16 protein-coding genes and 1 other annotated feature are annotated in these 14,642 nt (G+C 66.6%); of the genes, 4 read left to right on the plus strand and 12 right to left on the minus strand.

Features of this window, described 5'->3' with window-relative positions:
- The first annotated feature begins 47 nt into the window (after positions 1 to 47).
- The 3 genes from ACP69V_RS11335 to ACP69V_RS11345 all read left to right on the plus strand — a co-directional run bounded on the left by ACP69V_RS11335 (position 48) and on the right by ACP69V_RS11345 (position 4,387).
- Positions 48 to 1,538 carry a DUF1800 domain-containing protein gene (locus ACP69V_RS11335; protein WP_426023927.1) on the plus strand — a complete coding sequence of 497 codons (1,491 nt, stop codon included), beginning with the start codon at positions 48 to 50 and terminating at the stop codon, positions 1,536 to 1,538.
- Positions 1,535 to 2,728: a DUF1501 domain-containing protein gene (locus ACP69V_RS11340; RefSeq protein WP_426023928.1), complete on the plus strand. Its 1,194-nt coding sequence runs from the start codon at positions 1,535 to 1,537 to the stop codon at positions 2,726 to 2,728. Before ACP69V_RS11335 ends, ACP69V_RS11340 begins: the two co-directional genes overlap by 4 nt.
- A 60-nt stretch (positions 2,729 to 2,788) precedes the next feature.
- Positions 2,789 to 2,852 (plus strand) — a sequence feature (sul1 is cis-regulatory element that is thought to sense ions involved in sulfur or methionine metabolism; They are found in Alphaproteobacteria).
- A gap of 50 nt (positions 2,853 to 2,902) precedes the next feature.
- Complete coding sequence (locus tag ACP69V_RS11345; protein ID WP_426023929.1) at positions 2,903 to 4,387, plus strand: SulP family inorganic anion transporter; 1,485 nt, start codon at positions 2,903 to 2,905, stop codon at positions 4,385 to 4,387.
- Positions 4,388 to 4,394: 7 nt separating this feature from the next.
- On the opposite strand, the gene ACP69V_RS11350 is transcribed toward ACP69V_RS11345, so the two are convergent.
- Positions 4,395 to 4,640, minus strand: a complete 246-nt coding sequence (locus tag ACP69V_RS11350) for a hypothetical protein (protein ID WP_426023930.1) — start codon at positions 4,638 to 4,640, stop codon at positions 4,395 to 4,397.
- 237 nt (positions 4,641 to 4,877) lie between these two features.
- Between ACP69V_RS11350 and ACP69V_RS11355 the strand changes: the two genes are divergently transcribed.
- Positions 4,878 to 5,090 (plus strand): cold-shock protein, encoded by a 213-nt coding sequence (locus ACP69V_RS11355; protein WP_008260410.1) that lies wholly within the window; start codon positions 4,878 to 4,880, stop codon positions 5,088 to 5,090.
- 514 nt (positions 5,091 to 5,604) lie between these two features.
- Here the strand turns inward: ACP69V_RS11355 and ACP69V_RS11360 are convergent.
- From ACP69V_RS11360 to ctaD, 11 genes are all read right to left on the minus strand, one after another.
- Positions 5,605 to 6,159 carry an NADPH-dependent FMN reductase gene (locus ACP69V_RS11360; protein ID WP_426023931.1) on the minus strand — a complete coding sequence of 185 codons (555 nt, stop codon included), beginning with the start codon at positions 6,157 to 6,159 and terminating at the stop codon, positions 5,605 to 5,607.
- A 65-nt stretch (positions 6,160 to 6,224) separates the two neighbouring features.
- Positions 6,225 to 7,439: a M16 family metallopeptidase gene (locus tag ACP69V_RS11365; RefSeq protein ID WP_426023932.1), complete on the minus strand. Its 1,215-nt coding sequence runs from the start codon at positions 7,437 to 7,439 to the stop codon at positions 6,225 to 6,227.
- Between the two features lie 55 nt (positions 7,440 to 7,494).
- Positions 7,495 to 8,235 carry an SURF1 family protein gene (locus ACP69V_RS11370; protein ID WP_426023933.1) on the minus strand — a complete coding sequence of 247 codons (741 nt, stop codon included), beginning with the start codon at positions 8,233 to 8,235 and terminating at the stop codon, positions 7,495 to 7,497.
- Positions 8,232 to 8,633: a DUF983 domain-containing protein gene (locus tag ACP69V_RS11375; protein ID WP_426023934.1), complete on the minus strand. Its 402-nt coding sequence runs from the start codon at positions 8,631 to 8,633 to the stop codon at positions 8,232 to 8,234. Before ACP69V_RS11375 ends, ACP69V_RS11370 begins: the two co-directional genes overlap by 4 nt.
- Positions 8,630 to 9,538, minus strand: a complete 909-nt coding sequence (locus tag ACP69V_RS11380) for a cytochrome c oxidase subunit 3 (RefSeq protein ID WP_426023935.1) — start codon at positions 9,536 to 9,538, stop codon at positions 8,630 to 8,632. Before ACP69V_RS11380 ends, ACP69V_RS11375 begins: the two co-directional genes overlap by 4 nt.
- 114 nt (positions 9,539 to 9,652) lie before the next feature.
- Positions 9,653 to 10,342 (minus strand): hypothetical protein, encoded by a 690-nt coding sequence (locus ACP69V_RS11385; protein ID WP_426023936.1) that lies wholly within the window; start codon positions 10,340 to 10,342, stop codon positions 9,653 to 9,655.
- Positions 10,343 to 10,564: 222 nt separating this feature from the next.
- Positions 10,565 to 10,981, minus strand: coding sequence for an NUDIX domain-containing protein (locus ACP69V_RS11390; protein WP_426023937.1), 417 nt, complete (start codon positions 10,979 to 10,981; stop codon positions 10,565 to 10,567).
- Positions 10,978 to 11,514, minus strand: a complete 537-nt coding sequence (locus tag ACP69V_RS11395) for a cytochrome c oxidase assembly protein (protein WP_135194795.1) — start codon at positions 11,512 to 11,514, stop codon at positions 10,978 to 10,980. Before ACP69V_RS11395 ends, ACP69V_RS11390 begins: the two co-directional genes overlap by 4 nt.
- Complete coding sequence (locus ACP69V_RS11400; protein WP_426023938.1) at positions 11,511 to 11,684, minus strand: hypothetical protein; 174 nt, start codon at positions 11,682 to 11,684, stop codon at positions 11,511 to 11,513. The genes ACP69V_RS11395 and ACP69V_RS11400 overlap by 4 nt, the downstream gene beginning before the upstream one ends.
- 4 nt (positions 11,685 to 11,688) lie before the next feature.
- Complete coding sequence (cyoE, locus tag ACP69V_RS11405) at positions 11,689 to 12,666, minus strand: heme o synthase (RefSeq protein ID WP_426023939.1); 978 nt, start codon at positions 12,664 to 12,666, stop codon at positions 11,689 to 11,691.
- Positions 12,667 to 12,946: 280 nt separating this feature from the next.
- Positions 12,947 to 14,632, minus strand: a complete 1,686-nt coding sequence (gene ctaD, locus ACP69V_RS11410) for a cytochrome c oxidase subunit I (RefSeq protein WP_426023940.1) — start codon at positions 14,630 to 14,632, stop codon at positions 12,947 to 12,949.
- Positions 14,633 to 14,642: the final 10 nt, after the last annotated feature.

A 14,642-nucleotide genomic window follows, 5' to 3' on the forward strand; every position in this document is an offset into this window, starting at 1 on the left:
TCGCACCGGCTGCGTTACACTCTGCGGGGACGGACGAGGAGAAGGCCATGGCTTCATCACCGACCGACGCCGCCATCGCCCTGACCCGCCTGGGTCTCGGCGCCAGACCCGGCGAGATCGAACGCGTCGCCGCCGATCCGCGCGGCTGGGCCACGGCCCAGATCCGGCCCCAGGGCGCGCCCCAGCCGTCCGGCGCCTTCTCCGACACCGCCCAGCGCGTCGCCCAGTATGTCGACTATCAGAGCGACGCCGGTCAGGTCCGTCGCGATCGACGCACCGCGCCACAGGTCGGCGCCGCGTCCACGCCAATGGCGCAGACCGCACCCGCCCCCGATACCGGTCCAGACGCCGTCGCCCGGCGCGAGGCCCGCCAGGCCGCGCGTCGAGAGATCACCCAGGATACGGCGCAGGAGTTCCTGGCCCGCGCTCAGTTAGGCGCGACCACAGACGACGGGTTCGCCGAGCGGTGGACGCTGTTCTGGGCCAACGCCGTCACCGTCTCGGCCGTCAAGTTCGCCAGCGGCGCCTTCGTCGGCCAGTACGAGCGTGAGGCCATCCGCCCCCACGTCTTCGGCCGGTTCGAGGATCTGGTCCTGGCCGCCGAACAGCATCCCGCCATGCTTCTGTATCTGGATCAGGCCCGCTCGGTCGGTCCCGACAGCCTGGCCGGCGCCCGCCGCAACGCCGGGCTGAATGAAAACCTGGCCCGCGAGATGATGGAGTTGCACACCGTCGGCGCCGACGCAGGCTACACCCAGGCCGACGTGACCGAACTGGCCCGCGCCCTGACCGGCTGGTCGATCCCCACAGCGCGCGATCAACGTCAGGCCGCCCGCCCTCGCCGCGCCAGAATGGCGGCCGCGCAGGCCCAGCCGGAGGCGAACGGCTTCGTCTTCCGCCCCAATGTCCACGAACCGGGCGACCGCACGGTGATGGGCAAGACCTATCCCGCCGCCGGCCTGGCCCAGGGTCAGGCCATACTGCGCGACCTGGCCCGACATCCGGCGACCGCCAAACGCCTGTCACGCCGCCTCGCCGCCCATTTCGTCGCCGACGACCCGCCACCGGCCCTGGTCGCCCGGCTGGAAGAGGCCTGGACCCGTTCGGGCGGCGACCTGGCCCAGGTCGCCCGCGCCCTGGTCGAGGCGCCCGAGACCTGGACGCCCCAGCCCGCCAAGATCAAGACGCCCTACGACTTCGTCGTCTCCACCCACCGCGCCCTGGGAACCCGACCCCAGCGGATCCAGCCCCTGCGCCAGGCCTTGCTGGATATGGGCCAGCCGCTCTTCGCCGCCCCCTCGCCCGAGGGCTGGCCCGACGCGGCCGCCGACTGGGCCGGTCCCGACGCCCTGGTCAAGCGGCTGAACTGGTCGCGCACCGCCGCCGACATGGCACAGGCGGCGGACCCCAGCGCCGTCGCCGCCGCCGCTCTCGGGCCCCGCCTGAGCGAACGCACGCGCCTCGCCGTCGCCCGCGCCGAAAGCCGGCCCGAGGCCCTCACCCTTCTCTTCATGTCGCCGGAGTTCCAACGCCGATGACCGCCCTCAATATGAACCGCCGCCATCTGCTGGCCGCCGCCTCGGCCGGGGTCGGCCTGGCCTTCGCCGGACGGGTCGCCGCCCAGACCAACGGCCCGGCCAACAAGCTGGTCGTCGTCATAGCGCGCGGCGCCATGGACGGCCTGTCCGTCACCGTCCCCTATGGCGACCCCAACTACGTCCCTCTGCGCGGCGGCCTGGCCATCGCAGCCCCCGGCGAGGCGAACGGCGCCCTGGCCTTGAGCGAGGACTTCGGCCTGCATCCGGCGCTAAGCGGCCTGCACGGTCTCTATGGTCAGGGCCAGATGCGTTTCGCCCCGGCCGTGGCCCTGCCGGTGCGCATCCGCTCGCATTTCGACGCCCAGGACGTGCTGGAGAACGGCGGCGAAGGTCTGCGTCAACAGACCGACGGCTGGTTGAACCGCGCCATCGTCGCGGCGGGCGGCGCGTCGCTGAAGGGCCTGTCGATCGGCGCCCAGACGCCGTTGATCCTGCGCGGCGACGCCCCCGTCTCAAGCTGGGCGCCCGGCGGTCAGGTGCGCGGCGGCGACCGCATCGCCTCCCTGCTTCAGGATCTCTATGTCGAGGATCCGATGCTGGGCCAGAACCTGGCGCGCGGCCTGGCGACCGAGGAACTGGTCGGCCAGGAGCAGAAAATGGACGGCGACGCGGCGCGCGTGCGCCGCAACGACGTCCTGGGCCTGGGTCGCGCCGTCGCCCGGCTGATGTCCGGCGCCGAGGGGGCGGACATCGTCGCCGTCTCGCTGGACGGCTGGGACACCCATGCGGGCCAGCGCGCGCAGCTTCAGACGCGGCTGACCGGCCTGGATCAACTGGTCACGGGCCTGAAGGACGGGCTGGGCGAAACGTGGTCTCGCACGGTGGTCGTCGTCGCCACCGAGTTCGGCCGCACCGCCCGCGCCAACGGCACCCAAGGCACCGATCACGGCACCGGCTCGTCGCTGTTGCTGGCGGGCGGGGCAATCAAGCGCGGCGGCCCCATCGGCGACTGGCCGACCCTGGCCGACAACCGTCTGTTCGAGGACCGCGACCTGGCGCCGACTCTGGACATCCGTTCGGTGTTCAAGGGCGTGCTGCGCGATCATATGGGCGTCGACCGGGCCGCCCTGGACGCCCGCGTCTTCCCTGGCAGCGTTGCCGAGGCGCCGGTGATGGACGGCCTGGTCTAGGCCAAACCCCGCCGCGACACTTGCTTTTTGCGGCGCAACATCGCATCAGGACGCCATCACCTTGGACCCGGCCCTGTTCGCAGGCGACGGGTGGCTATCCCCGCCGCCGATCCGCTGGGAAACCGAGCCCCGAAACCGAAGCATCGGTACGGCTCATCCAGATGAAATCCTGAAATGTCCATCATCGCCTCCGCGCGCCAGCAATGGCTCGCCAATCCTCGCCGCGACCTGCTGGCGGGGACCGTCGTGGCCCTGGCCCTGATTCCCGAAGCCATCGCCTTTTCCATCATCGCCGGGGTCGATCCCGCCGTCGGCCTCTACGCCAGTTTCGTCATCGCCGTGACCATCGCCTTCGTCGGCGGGCGTCCGGCCATGATCTCGGCCGCCACCGGGGCCATGGCCCTGCTGATGGTCACGCTCGTGCGGGACCACGGCCTGGAGTATCTGTTCGCCGCATCCATCCTGTGCGGCGTGTTCCAGATCGTCATCGGTCTTCTGAAACTGGGCCGCTACATCAAGTTCGTCAGCCGCAGCGTCATGACGGGCTTCGTCAACTCCCTGGCGATCCTGATCTTCCTGGCCCAGATGCCAGAACTGATCGGCGCCAACTGGCAGACCTTCGCCCTGGTCGGGGCGGCACTGGTCGTCATCTACGGCTTCCCGCGCCTGACCAAGGCCGTGCCGTCGCCCCTGGTCGCCATCGTCCTGATCAGCGTCTTCGTCATGATGACCGGGCTGGACGTGCGCACCGTCGGCGACATGGGCCAGATGCCCACGACCCTGCCGGTCTTCCACCTGCCCGGCGTGCCCCTGACCTGGGAAACCTTCGTCATCATCGCCCCGATCTCGGCGACCCTGGCCTTCGTGGGTTTGCTGGAAAGCCTGCTGACCGCCAATCTGCTCGACGACATGACCGACACCCCGTCCGACAAGGACCGCGAGACGCGCGGCCAGGGCATCGCCAACATTCTGTCGCCCCTGTTCGGCGGCATGGCCGGCTGCGCCATGATCGGTCAGTCGATCATCAACGTCACGTCCGGCGCGCGCGGGCGGCTGTCCACCCTGTGGGCCGGCCTGTTCCTGCTGTTCCTGATCCTGGTTCTGCGTGACTGGGTGGCCCAGATCCCGATGGCGGCCCTGGTCGCGGTCATGATCATGGTTTCCATCGGCACCTTCGACTGGGGCTCGGTGCTGAAGCTGCGCTCGACCCCGTTCCAGTCCTCGGTCGTCATGATCGCCACCACCGTCACCGTGGTCGCCACCCATGACCTGTCTAAGGGGGTGATCCTGGGCGTGCTGCTGTCGGCGGTCTTCTTCATGCGCAAGGTGGGCAAGACCGTCAGGGTCACCGAGGTCGAGACGCCAGAAGAGGGTGTGCTGCGCTACCGCGTATCAGGCCAGCTGTTCTTCGCCTCGGCCGACCTGTTCGCCGCCAGCTTCGAGCATCACGGCCATCCCAAACGCGTCGAAATCGATCTCAGCGACGCCCATCTGTGGGATCTGACCGGCGTCGCCGCCGTGGACAAGGTCGTCTTCCGCTATCGCCGCCAGGGCGCCCAGGTCGAAGTGGTTGGCATGAACGACGCCGCCCGCACCCTGGTCACGCGAGTGGGGCGGTTCGAGAAAATGCACCTGCCGGACGGGGCCGGCGCGCACTGAGCAGGGGTCAGGCGGCGTCTGAAGCCTGCTCCGCGTCGGCGTCGGCGTCGGCGTCGGCGTTGGCGACAGCGTCCGGCTTGGGCATCTTGCAGATGCGGTTCAGGTCGGCGCGGATCGAACTGCCCTGGAAATGCGAGATTTCGGCGCCGGAATAGCCCTCGCCGGACAAGGCCTTGACGACGTCGCCGGTGTTCAGACAATCGGGCGAACGAGCGAGCTGGTAGGCGCGCTCCACGACGTGGGTGCGGTTCATGATGGGAGCCTTTCGTGATCCTTAACAACGCTCGCCAAGCTAAACCGTTCCGACCGTTGAATTTCCTTCACATGAGTCACTCTTGCATCCACCGCGAATATCTGCGCACATATCGCTCGTCGATCTCTCTGCGTAACGCCCACTCTCTCTGCGAACGCACGAGTCAAGGCCGCTCCCATTCAGACCCGACAGGCCGAACGGACGTTCCCTCGGTCAATTTCTAACGGAGGTCTCAAAATGGCTACCGGCACTGTTAAATGGTTCAACCCCACCAAGGGTTATGGCTTCATCCAACCCGACGACGGCGGCAAGGACGTTTTCGTCCACATCTCGGCCGTTGAAGGCGCTGGCCTGCGCGGCCTGGATGAAAACCAAAAGGTTTCCTACGAGCTGGAGCGCGACAAGCGTTCGGGCAAGGAATCCGCTGGCCAGCTGCAAACCATCGGCTGATTTCAGCTTCACGGCTGATATGGCGACGGCGGCTCCTCACGGAGCCGCCGTTTTCAATTCCGGGTCTAGGCGGCCTTTAACTCGGGCCCGTCTGCAAACGTCTGGTCGACAGGCCCCGTGGTGCAATCCTCTGCCCAAATCTCCTTGGGAGCGACAGTTTGGGCCGGGCGGGCGTCAGCGCTGCGTTTCATATGCGCGCCCAGACTTGCGAGCAACGATGAGAGGAAGCCGCCGAGTTCTAGAACCTGATGGTCGAAGTGATGCTCATCTTGATAGAGAGGCACATGGGTTCGCGTCCAATAACGCTGTTCACAGTATCAGCGTTATTGGAGATATTTTGTTCCATTTTCCTAATATTTGATCGAATTTATTCTTCTTTTTTATTTGATTTTGTCGATTATTTTACTGATCGGCATCAGAATATCGAAAATATTCGCGCGACAATCACGTTGGATTTCAAGGCGGTTTCAGTCGAATGACTTTAAACGCCGACGCCGACGTCCGACAAAGGTGATCACGCCTTCGTCTTGTCGATCCACTTGGCGAACGCGTCCGTGAAGCTCTTCAGGAACGCCCTCGTATCGTCCTTCTTCAGCTTGCCGTCGTTGTCCAGCAGATCGGCGACATTGCCGATATAGGCCTCGGGCTGCTGCATCGTGGGCATGTTCAGGAAGACCAGCGGCTGACGCAGGTGATGGTTGGCGCCGAAGGCTCCGATGGCGCCTGGCGAGACGCTGACGATGGCGGCGGGTTTGCCCTGCCAGATGCTGTGGCCATAGGGGCGTGAACCGACGTCCAGGGCGTTCTTCAGCGCGCCGGGGATGGAGCGGTTGTATTCCGGCGTCACGAACAGCACGGCCTCGGTGGTCGCCACCTCCTCGCGGAACCGGACCCAGGGCGCCGGCGGGGCGTCCGTCTCCAGATCGGGATCATAGAGCGGCAGGTCGCCGATCTCGATCAGTTCCAGCTCAAGCCCCGGCGCGGCGATGGTCTTCATCTCCAGGCCGATGGCGCGGGAATAGGATCCCTCACGCAGGCTGCCGACGATCAGGGCGACGCGGACGGGCATGGGAAGTCTCCGGGGTGAACGGGTTCAAGCCCAGCTTAACCGATCACGGTGGTCGGATGTTCCGCTTATCCCCCGAACAGGGCCGCCGCGAACGCCTCGCCCGCCGGCCCCGCCGACTTCGGCCCCAGCACGGCGCTGGCCGCCTGGCCGGACGCCAGCAACCGCCCGCCGACCGCCCGCACGTCCGCGACCGTCTGGGCTTCCAGCTGTTCGGTCATCGACAGGCTGGAGCGCGGGGCGCCGAAGATCAGGGTCTGGGCGGCGTTGCGGCCGGCCCGGCTCATCGGGTTCTCGTCCGACATCCACAGACCCGCCTTCATCACCGCCTTGGCCCGCGACAGTTCCTTTTCGGTCGGGCCGGCCTCGGCCATGGCCCGCACCTCGGCCGCCGCCACCTCGGCCAGTTCCTTCGCCCGATCCGCCGCCGCGCCCGCATAGATGCCCAGCACGCCCGTGTCCTCGTACGGCTCCTGATAGGCGTCGATGGCGTAGGCCAGGCCCCGCTCCTCGCGTGCACTCTGGAACAGGCGCGAGGCCATGCCCCCGCCCAGGATCTCGCCGAACAACCGCATGGCCGACAGGGCCGGATCGGTCGCCGAAAGCGCCGGAAGCTGGAACACCAGATTGGCTTGTTCGATCTTGCGCGTCAGCTTGGCGTGACCGCCCACGAAGGCAGCCGGCGCCGGCGCCTCGACAGGGGTCGCGACGGCGTCGCCGAACCAGCGCTCGGCTAACGCCAGCAGCTCGGTCTCGTCCACCGCGCCCGAGACCGACACCACCATCCGGTCGGGCGAATACAGCCGCGCGCGCCACGCCTCGACGCTGGCCTTGTCCGCCGGCTTCAGGCTGGCGATGGAGCCCAGGATCGGCCGACCCAGCGGCTGGCCGGTGAAGGCGCGGGTCTGGACCATCTCGAACACATGGTCGTCGGGCGTGTCGAAGGCCTCGGCGATCTCCTGGGCCACCACGTCCTTTTCACGCTCGATCTCGGCGGGGTCCAGGGTGGGGCGGAACACCAGGTCCGACAGCACCTGCATGGCAAGCGGCAGCGAGCCGTCCAGGCCGCGCACCTCGAAACTGGTCCGCTCATAGCCGGTGGAGGCGTTGATCGTGCCGCCCTCGGCCTCAATACGCTCGACGATCTCGCGCGCGGCCATGTCGCCGGCGCCCTTGAACACCAGATGTTCCAGCAGGTGCGACCAGCCGGAGCGATCCTCCGCCTCCCACCGCGCCCCGCCCTTGACGGTGACGACGACGGCTAAAGTCTTGAGCCCCGGCATGGGGTCGCAGATGACGCGGACGCCGTTGGACAGCGTGTGAAGGGAAGTCAGGACTTTATTCTTTCCTATCGCCTCGCACGCGGTGCGAGGCTGCTTGAGGAGCGTCTTTCTTGGTTCGACGTCGAAGCAGGGCCACATAGAAACCCACAAGCGCGATCGCCAGTCCGAACCATGTCATCGCATAGCCCAGATGGTTGTTCGAAAACGCTGCGGGCGGCGCGGACGGCCGAAGCGCCGCGAACTCGGGATTGACGGCGGTGACGGCGAACACGGCTTCGGGTCGCACCGGCCCCGTGACGTTCAGCGCCTTGGCCATGGCGGCGGTGTCGCGGGCGTAGAAGCGGCCGTCCCTCGGGGCGGGGCTCATAGCGCCCGGCTTGTCGAAGGTGCGGAACTCTCCGACCATCACCAGCGGCAGGGTGGTCTCCACCACGCGCGGCCGCGCGGTCACGCCGTCGCCGACGAAGCCCCGGTCGATCAGCAGGCTGAAATCCGCCCCCGCCGGTTTGCACGCCGAGATCAGCCGCACCCCCGCCTCGCCGTCATGGATGCTCTGCAGTTCGATGAAGGGCGCGCTGGCCAGGCCCGGACAGACCATCAGCGCCTTGCGGAACTCCAGATCGCCTTCCGTCAACACCTGATCCAGCGGCGCGGGCGGTTTCGCCGCCGCCACATCGGCCGCCGCGATCAGGCCTTCCTTCCACTTCAGCCGCTCGACCTGCCATACGCCCAGGCCGATCAGCAGGATCAGGGCCAGGACCGTCAGCACGGTCAGTATCCAGGGAAAACGCTTCATCGCTGATTCCGGTATTGCAGCCCGATCATCAGCCCCCGTCCCGGCCGCATCAAGGCCAGCGACAGGGCGACCACCAAGGGCAGCCAGACGATCAGATGCAGCCACATGGGCGGATGATATTTGATCTCGACGAACAGGGCCGAGAACCCGACGATAAAGCCGGCGATCTGCATGATGAAGCTGGCGGGGCCGTCGCCTGTCTGGATGGTCGAATAGTCCAGGCCGCACGCCTCGCAGGCCGGTCGCACCTTCAGAAAGCCCGCGAACAGCGCGCCCTGCCCGCATCGGGGACAGCGCCCGCGCAGGGCCGCGCGAACCGGCGTATCGGAAACGACGACGGCGCGGGACGATCCCTCGTCCCGCGCCGTCTTGAGGTCTTCAGGACCGTCTTGGATCAACCGAAGACGACATAGACGAAGGCGAACAGGAACAGCCAGACCACGTCCACGAAGTGCCAGTACCAGGCCGCCGCCTCGAAGCCGAAATGCTTCTGCGGGGTGAAGTCGCCGGCCAGCAGGCGGATCAGGCAGACCGCCAGGAAGATGGTGCCGATCAGGACGTGGAAGCCGTGGAAGCCGGTCGCCATGAAGAAGATCGAACCATACAGGCCCGAGTTGATCGCCTCTTCGTTGAAGAACAGGTGCTCGTGCAGGATGTGGTGATACTCATAGGCTTGGACGCAGGTGAAGATCACGCCCAGCGCCACGGTGATGCCCAGGGCGATCTTGGCGCCCTTGCGGTCGCCGACCTGGATCGCGTGGTGCGCCCAGGTGACGGTGCAGCCGCTCAGCAGCAGGGTCACGGTGTTCAGAAGCGGCAGCTGCCAGGGGCTCAGGACCTCGACGCCCTGGGGCGGCCAGGTCGACCAGGCCTTGGCGGTGTCGGCCCAGGTCCCGACTTCCGGCGTCAGCGCCCGCGATTCATGGAACAGGGCCATGTCGAAGAACATCCAGAAGAAGGCGACGAAGAACATCACCTCCGACGCGATGAACAGGATCATGCCGTAACGCAGGCCGATGGACACGACCGGCGTATGGTCGCCCGCCTTGGATTCCTTGATCACGTCGGCCCACCAGCCGAAGGCCGAGATCAGCACGCCCGCCAGACCGGCGAAGAAGACGCCCGACTTGCCCTCGGCCAGGAAGTTGGCGGCGATCGGACCGTTCTCGGCCGGGGCCAGACCCTTCATCCAGATCACCGCGCCGATGAACATGATGGTCGCCGCAACGGACGATAGCAGCGGCCAGGGGCTGGGCGGCACCAGATGGTAGTCGTGCTGCGGAGTGGCGTGGGCGTCAGCCATGTATCGCGTCTCTTCGTCGGCCAGAGTCGGTTGTTATAGCGGCTATAGCGTCCCCATTTGTCCGACGCCAGAGCCACGCCGTGTTTCGGCCTTGTTCGAAACCGCGAACGTCTCTCAAGCTCCCCGCGCGGGCGGATTGGCGGGATCGTCGGAAGCCGAACCCACGCCGCCGCCCATGCCCATTCCTCCGCCCATACCGCCCCCCATACCGCCGCCGCCGCCTCCCCCGCCGCCAGTCCCGCCGCCCCGGCCTCCGCTCGACGACGGCCGTGTCGGTCCTTGCAGCGGAATGTCCGCCCCGGTCGGAACCGGCGCCAGGTCCAGCGCCTGGCGAATGAAGTCACGCAACGACACCACCAGCTCATGTGTTCGCACCGGCCGCCCGGCGACCAGCTCGCGCGCCGCCTGTTGCGCCAGCCGCACCTGATCCTCCGTCCCCAGCAGGATGATGTCAGCCAGCGACGCCTCCACCGCGTCGCGGATGCGCCGGGTGCGGTCGGATCCCGCCGCCGTTTCGGCGCTCAGATCCAGCCCCGCCTCGCCGTCCGACGCATTGCGGCGGCTCAGATCGCGCTTGTGCGTCGGATCGACGGTCAGGTCGCCGGTGAACGACCCGCCCAGAACCTTGTAGGCCGCGATCAGCGTCTTGAGCCGTTCGTTGATCTGGCGGTTCATCCGCTCACGCCGCTGCTGGATGGTGAACATCATCACCAGCCGTATGCCCATGCCGATCAGGGTGACCAGCGCCAGCCCCAGCAGGGTGAGCAGCAGGCTGTGCCAGTTGGTGAAGTCCAGACCGCGCAAATCCCGTCTCCGTCAGTTCGCCGTGCAGGCTGCACGCTGGAACGGAACGCGCGCCGACGCAAACAGCCCATCCCTCATTCCGTCACCCTCGGGCTCGTCCCGAGGGCCCACGGCGGGTGCAGTCTCTGACATGGAGGGTTGCCCACAGGCGGCGGCCCAGCGGCGATATGGAGCCTCGTCAACGGTGGGCCCTCGGGACAAGCCCGAGGGTGACGGCGGTGACTATTGCGCCTTCAACGCTGCGAACGCCTTGGCCGAAAACGCCGACAGCGGTTGGGGCAGGTCGTCGAGGTCGAACCAGCCGATCTCCGACAGCTTGTCCGGTTCGGTCAGCGTCGCCTCGCCGGTGAAGTCGCGCGTGACATAGATCAGCGACACCCAGTGCTGGCCGTCGGCGGGGATGACCTCTTCGGCCACGCACAGGAAGTCGACGGCGCCGATCTTGAGCCCGCTCTCCTCCTCGGCCTCGCGGCGCGCGGCGATGTCGGAGGTTTCCATCAGGTCGATCTTGCCGCCGACGATGTTCCAGAACCCGGCCTCGGGCGCCTTCAGCCGCTTGCACAGCAGCACCCGCCCGTCGGCCCGCTGGATCACCAGCCCGCAGCCGACGCCCGGAAAGTCCACGCCGGGCTTGCTCACGCCTTGGGTGCATCCACGGACGGATAGAAGGTGTAGCTCAGGGTGATGTCGCGCGCGCCCTTGGCCTCGCGGTCGGTGGCCAGTTCGGGGGCGATGAAATACTGCATCGGGAACTGACGCGTCTCGCCGGCCGCCAGCGTCTGATCGGTGAAGCAGAAGCATTGCAGCTTCTGGAAATATGGCCCCGTCTGTTCGGGCGAGACGTTGTAGCTGGCCCGCACCTGGATCGGCTTGTCCGAGGTGTTGGTCACGTCGAAATAGGCCAGGCCCGTCTCGCCGATTCGCACGCGCTGCGTCGACTGTTCGGCCTTGAAGGTCATCGGCAGGCCGCGGACATTGGTGTCGAACCGCACCAGCACCGTCTCGTCCAGCACGATGTCCGAGGCCTTGTCGGCCTTCATCGTCGTGCCGCCGAAGCCGGTGACCTGGCAGAACATCCGGTACAGCGGCACCGCCGCGAACGCCGCCCCCGTCATCCCCATCACGCCGAAGACGCAGACGATGGCGATCAGATTCTTGCGGTTCGCGTTCATTGCGCCGTGGTCCCCGTCGCCGCCTCCAGCAGCGCCCGCTCGCTCGCCTGGTTCTGCTGCAGCCGCAGAACGGTGGTGGTGAAGACCAGGACGATGAAGGCGACCAGAGCCGCCGCGATCCAGGCGTTGCGACGCTTGCGCGCGCGAAGTTCCTCAGGCGTCAGACGCATGGTTTTACGCTCCCAGACCGGACAAGGCCTCGACCAGAAGGGCCGAGAACAGGGCCATCAGATAGAGGATGGAAAAGGCGAACAGGTCTCGCGCCGGTTTGGCCTGGGCGCGCACATCATACAATGCGGCCTCGCGTCCCACGGCCTCGGCCTTGTCGGGTTCGTCGCCCGCGCGCGAACGATACAGGCGCAGCGCCAGCCCCAGGAAGCCCAGGCCGCCGGCCACCGACACGACCAGATAGATCAGCCCGCCCAGACCCACGAAGGCGGGCGCAATGGCGACCGGCACGAAGACCAGGGTGTAGAGCAGTATCTGCAACCGCGTGGACTTCGCACCCTTCGCCACCGGCATCATCGGAATGCCCGCCTTGGCGTAGTCGCCGGCCGAATACAGCGCCAGCGCCCAGCTGTGCGGCGGGGTCCACAGGAAGATGATGGCGAACAAGAGCCAGGCCTGCCACGGCGCCTGGCCCGTCGCCGCCGCCCAGCCGATCACCGGCGGAAAGGCGCCCGCCGCCCCGCCGATGACGATGTTCTGGGGCGTCCTGCGCTTCAGCAGCAGGGTGTAGAAGCCGGCGTAATAGACGATGGTCATGGCCAGCAGACCGGCCGCCAGCCAGTTCGCATTCATCCCCAGCAGCATGACCGAGAACAGGCTCAGGATGACGCCGAACGCCATGGCGTCGTTCTTCTTGACCCGCCCCGCCGCCACCGGCCGCCCGCGCGTGCGCCGCATCAGGGCGTCGGTCTCGCCTTCCAGCGCCATGTTCAGGGCGCCCGCCGCGCCCGCGCCCACGGCGATGCACAGCACGGCGATGGCCGCGACCAGCGGATTGATCGACCCCGGCGCCACCACCAGGCCCGTCGCGGCGGTGAACACCACCAGCGACATGACGCGTGGCTTGAGCAGCTGGAAGAAATCCTCCGGCTGGGCGGTCGAGATGGTGGGTGTGTTGAGGTCTGTCGGGGTCACGATGGTCATCTTCTACACCGTCACCCTCGGGCTTGTCCCGAGGGTCTAGAGCGAAATCGGTTGAGTTGGACGAAGTCGAGCTCGGCTCAGATTTCGCTTCAGCATAAATCTGGAGCCTGATTCACGGCATCTGCGGAATCGCGAAGCGATTCCACCTCAGCCGATCAGGCTCTAGGTCTCCGAGATACGAAAAGGGCCTCGAACATTCCGCCCGAGGCCCTTCGCAGTCTTTTGAATCCGCTTCCGCCGTGGGCCCTCGGGACAAGCCCGAGGGTGACGGGAGGGGTTTTTAGTGTTCGTCGCCCTTGACCACCGGCAGCTCGTTGAACTGGTGCGTCGGGGGCGGCGAGGACAGGGTCCACTCCAGGGTCGTGGCGCCTTCGCCCCACGGGTTGGCGACGCCCGGACGACGACGGATCGCCGCCTCGGCCAGCATGATCAGGAAGATCAGCACGCCGAAGGCCGTGATCGCATAGCCGATCGACGACACCTGGTTCCACAGGGTGTAGGCGTCCGGATAGTCGATGTAGCGACGCGGCATACCCTGCAGACCCAGGAAGTGCTGCGGGAAGAACACCAGGTTCACGCCCACGAACATGATCCAGAAGTGGGTCGCGCCCAGGAACTCGTTGTACTTCACGCCGAACATCTTCTCGAACCAGTAGTAGAAGCCCGCAAAGATCGCGAAGACGGCGCCCAGCGACAGGACGTAGTGGAAGTGGGCCACCACGTAATAGGTGTCGTGCAGGCTGTAATCGATGCCGGCGTTGGACAGGACCACGCCGGTCACGCCGCCGACGGTGAACAGGAAGATGAAGCCGATCGCCCACAGCATGGGCGTCTTGAAGCTGATGGACCCGCCCCACATGGTGGCGATCCAGCTGAAGATCTTCACGCCCGTCGGCACCGCGATGATCATGGTGGCGGCGATGAAATAGGCGCGCAGATTGATGCTCATGCCGACCGTGTACATGTGGTGCGCCCACACGATGAAGCCGACGAAGCCAATGGCCACCATGGCGTAGGCCATGGCCAGATAGCCGAACACGGGCTTGCGGCTGAAGGTCGAGACGATGTGGCTGATGATGCCGAAGCCCGGCAGGATCAGGATGTACACTTCCGGGTGGCCGAAGAACCAGAACAGGTGCTGGTACATGACCGGATCGCCGCCGCCGGCGGGATCGAAGAAGTGGGTGCCGAAGTTGCGGTCCGTCAGCAGCATGGTGATGGCGCCGGCCAGAACGGGCAGGCTCAGCAGCAGCAGGAAGGCGGTGATCAGCACCGACCAGGCGAACAGCGGCATCCGGTGGATCGTCATGCCCGGCGCGCGCATGTTCAGGATGGTGGTGATGAAGTTGATCGCGCCCAGGATCGAGCTGGCGCCCGCGACGTGCAGGGCGAAGATGGCCAGGTCGAAGGCCGGCCCGACGTGGCCCGTGGTCGACAGCGGCGGATAGGCCGTCCAGCCCCCGCCGAAGCCCTTGCCCGGTCCCCCGTCGACGAACATCGACAGGACCAGCAGGCACCATGCGGCCACCAGCAGCCAGAACGAGATGTTGTTCATGCGCGGGAAGGCCATGTCCGGCGCGCCGATCATGATCGGCACGAACCAGTTGCCGAAGCCGCCGATCATGGCGGGCATGACCATGAAGAAGATCATGATCAGGGCGTGGGCCGTTACGGTGACATTGTAGCCGTGCTTGGACTGCTCCACGAGACCCAGCAGCTGGATCGACGAGCCTTCCCGGAACAGCTGGATGCCCGGCTCGGCCAGTTCCCAACGGATCAGGCCCGACAGGGCGCCGCCCACGATGCCCGCCATGATGGCGAACATCAGATACAGGGTGCCGATGTCCTTGTGGTTGGTGGACAGGAACCAGCGGGTGAAGAAGCCCACCTTGTGGTCGTCGTGGTGATGGTGGTCGTGAGCGTGACCGAGGTCGGTCGCGTCGCGGGTTACGATAGCGTCAGCCATATGTCTGTTC

This window comes from Brevundimonas sp. PWP3-1b1 (assembly GCF_049896065.1).
In the GTDB taxonomy this organism is placed as follows: Bacteria; Pseudomonadota; Alphaproteobacteria; order Caulobacterales; family Caulobacteraceae; genus Brevundimonas; species Brevundimonas intermedia_B.

Coding starts and splice junctions, on each gene's coding strand:
- ACP69V_RS11365 (WP_426023932.1), bottom strand. CDS start 7,439: ATGCCGGGGCTCAAGACTTTAGCCGTCGTCGTCACCGTCAAGGGCGGG.
- ACP69V_RS11370 (WP_426023933.1), bottom strand. CDS start 8,235: ATGAAGCGTTTTCCCTGGATACTGACCGTGCTGACGGTCCTGGCCCTG.
- ACP69V_RS11350 (WP_426023930.1), bottom strand. CDS start 4,640: ATGAACCGCACCCACGTCGTGGAGCGCGCCTACCAGCTCGCTCGTTCG.
- ACP69V_RS11335 (WP_426023927.1), top strand. CDS start 48: ATGGCTTCATCACCGACCGACGCCGCCATCGCCCTGACCCGCCTGGGT.
- ACP69V_RS11340 (WP_426023928.1), top strand. CDS start 1,535: ATGACCGCCCTCAATATGAACCGCCGCCATCTGCTGGCCGCCGCCTCG.
- ACP69V_RS11345 (WP_426023929.1), top strand. CDS start 2,903: ATGTCCATCATCGCCTCCGCGCGCCAGCAATGGCTCGCCAATCCTCGC.
- ACP69V_RS11395 (WP_135194795.1), bottom strand. CDS start 11,514: ATGAACGCGAACCGCAAGAATCTGATCGCCATCGTCTGCGTCTTCGGC.
- ACP69V_RS11400 (WP_426023938.1), bottom strand. CDS start 11,684: ATGCGTCTGACGCCTGAGGAACTTCGCGCGCGCAAGCGTCGCAACGCC.
- ACP69V_RS11355 (WP_008260410.1), top strand. CDS start 4,878: ATGGCTACCGGCACTGTTAAATGGTTCAACCCCACCAAGGGTTATGGC.
- ctaD (WP_426023940.1), bottom strand. CDS start 14,632: ATGGCTGACGCTATCGTAACCCGCGACGCGACCGACCTCGGTCACGCT.
- ACP69V_RS11380 (WP_426023935.1), bottom strand. CDS start 9,538: ATGGCTGACGCCCACGCCACTCCGCAGCACGACTACCATCTGGTGCCG.
- cyoE (WP_426023939.1), bottom strand. CDS start 12,666: ATGACCATCGTGACCCCGACAGACCTCAACACACCCACCATCTCGACC.
- ACP69V_RS11360 (WP_426023931.1), bottom strand. CDS start 6,159: ATGCCCGTCCGCGTCGCCCTGATCGTCGGCAGCCTGCGTGAGGGATCC.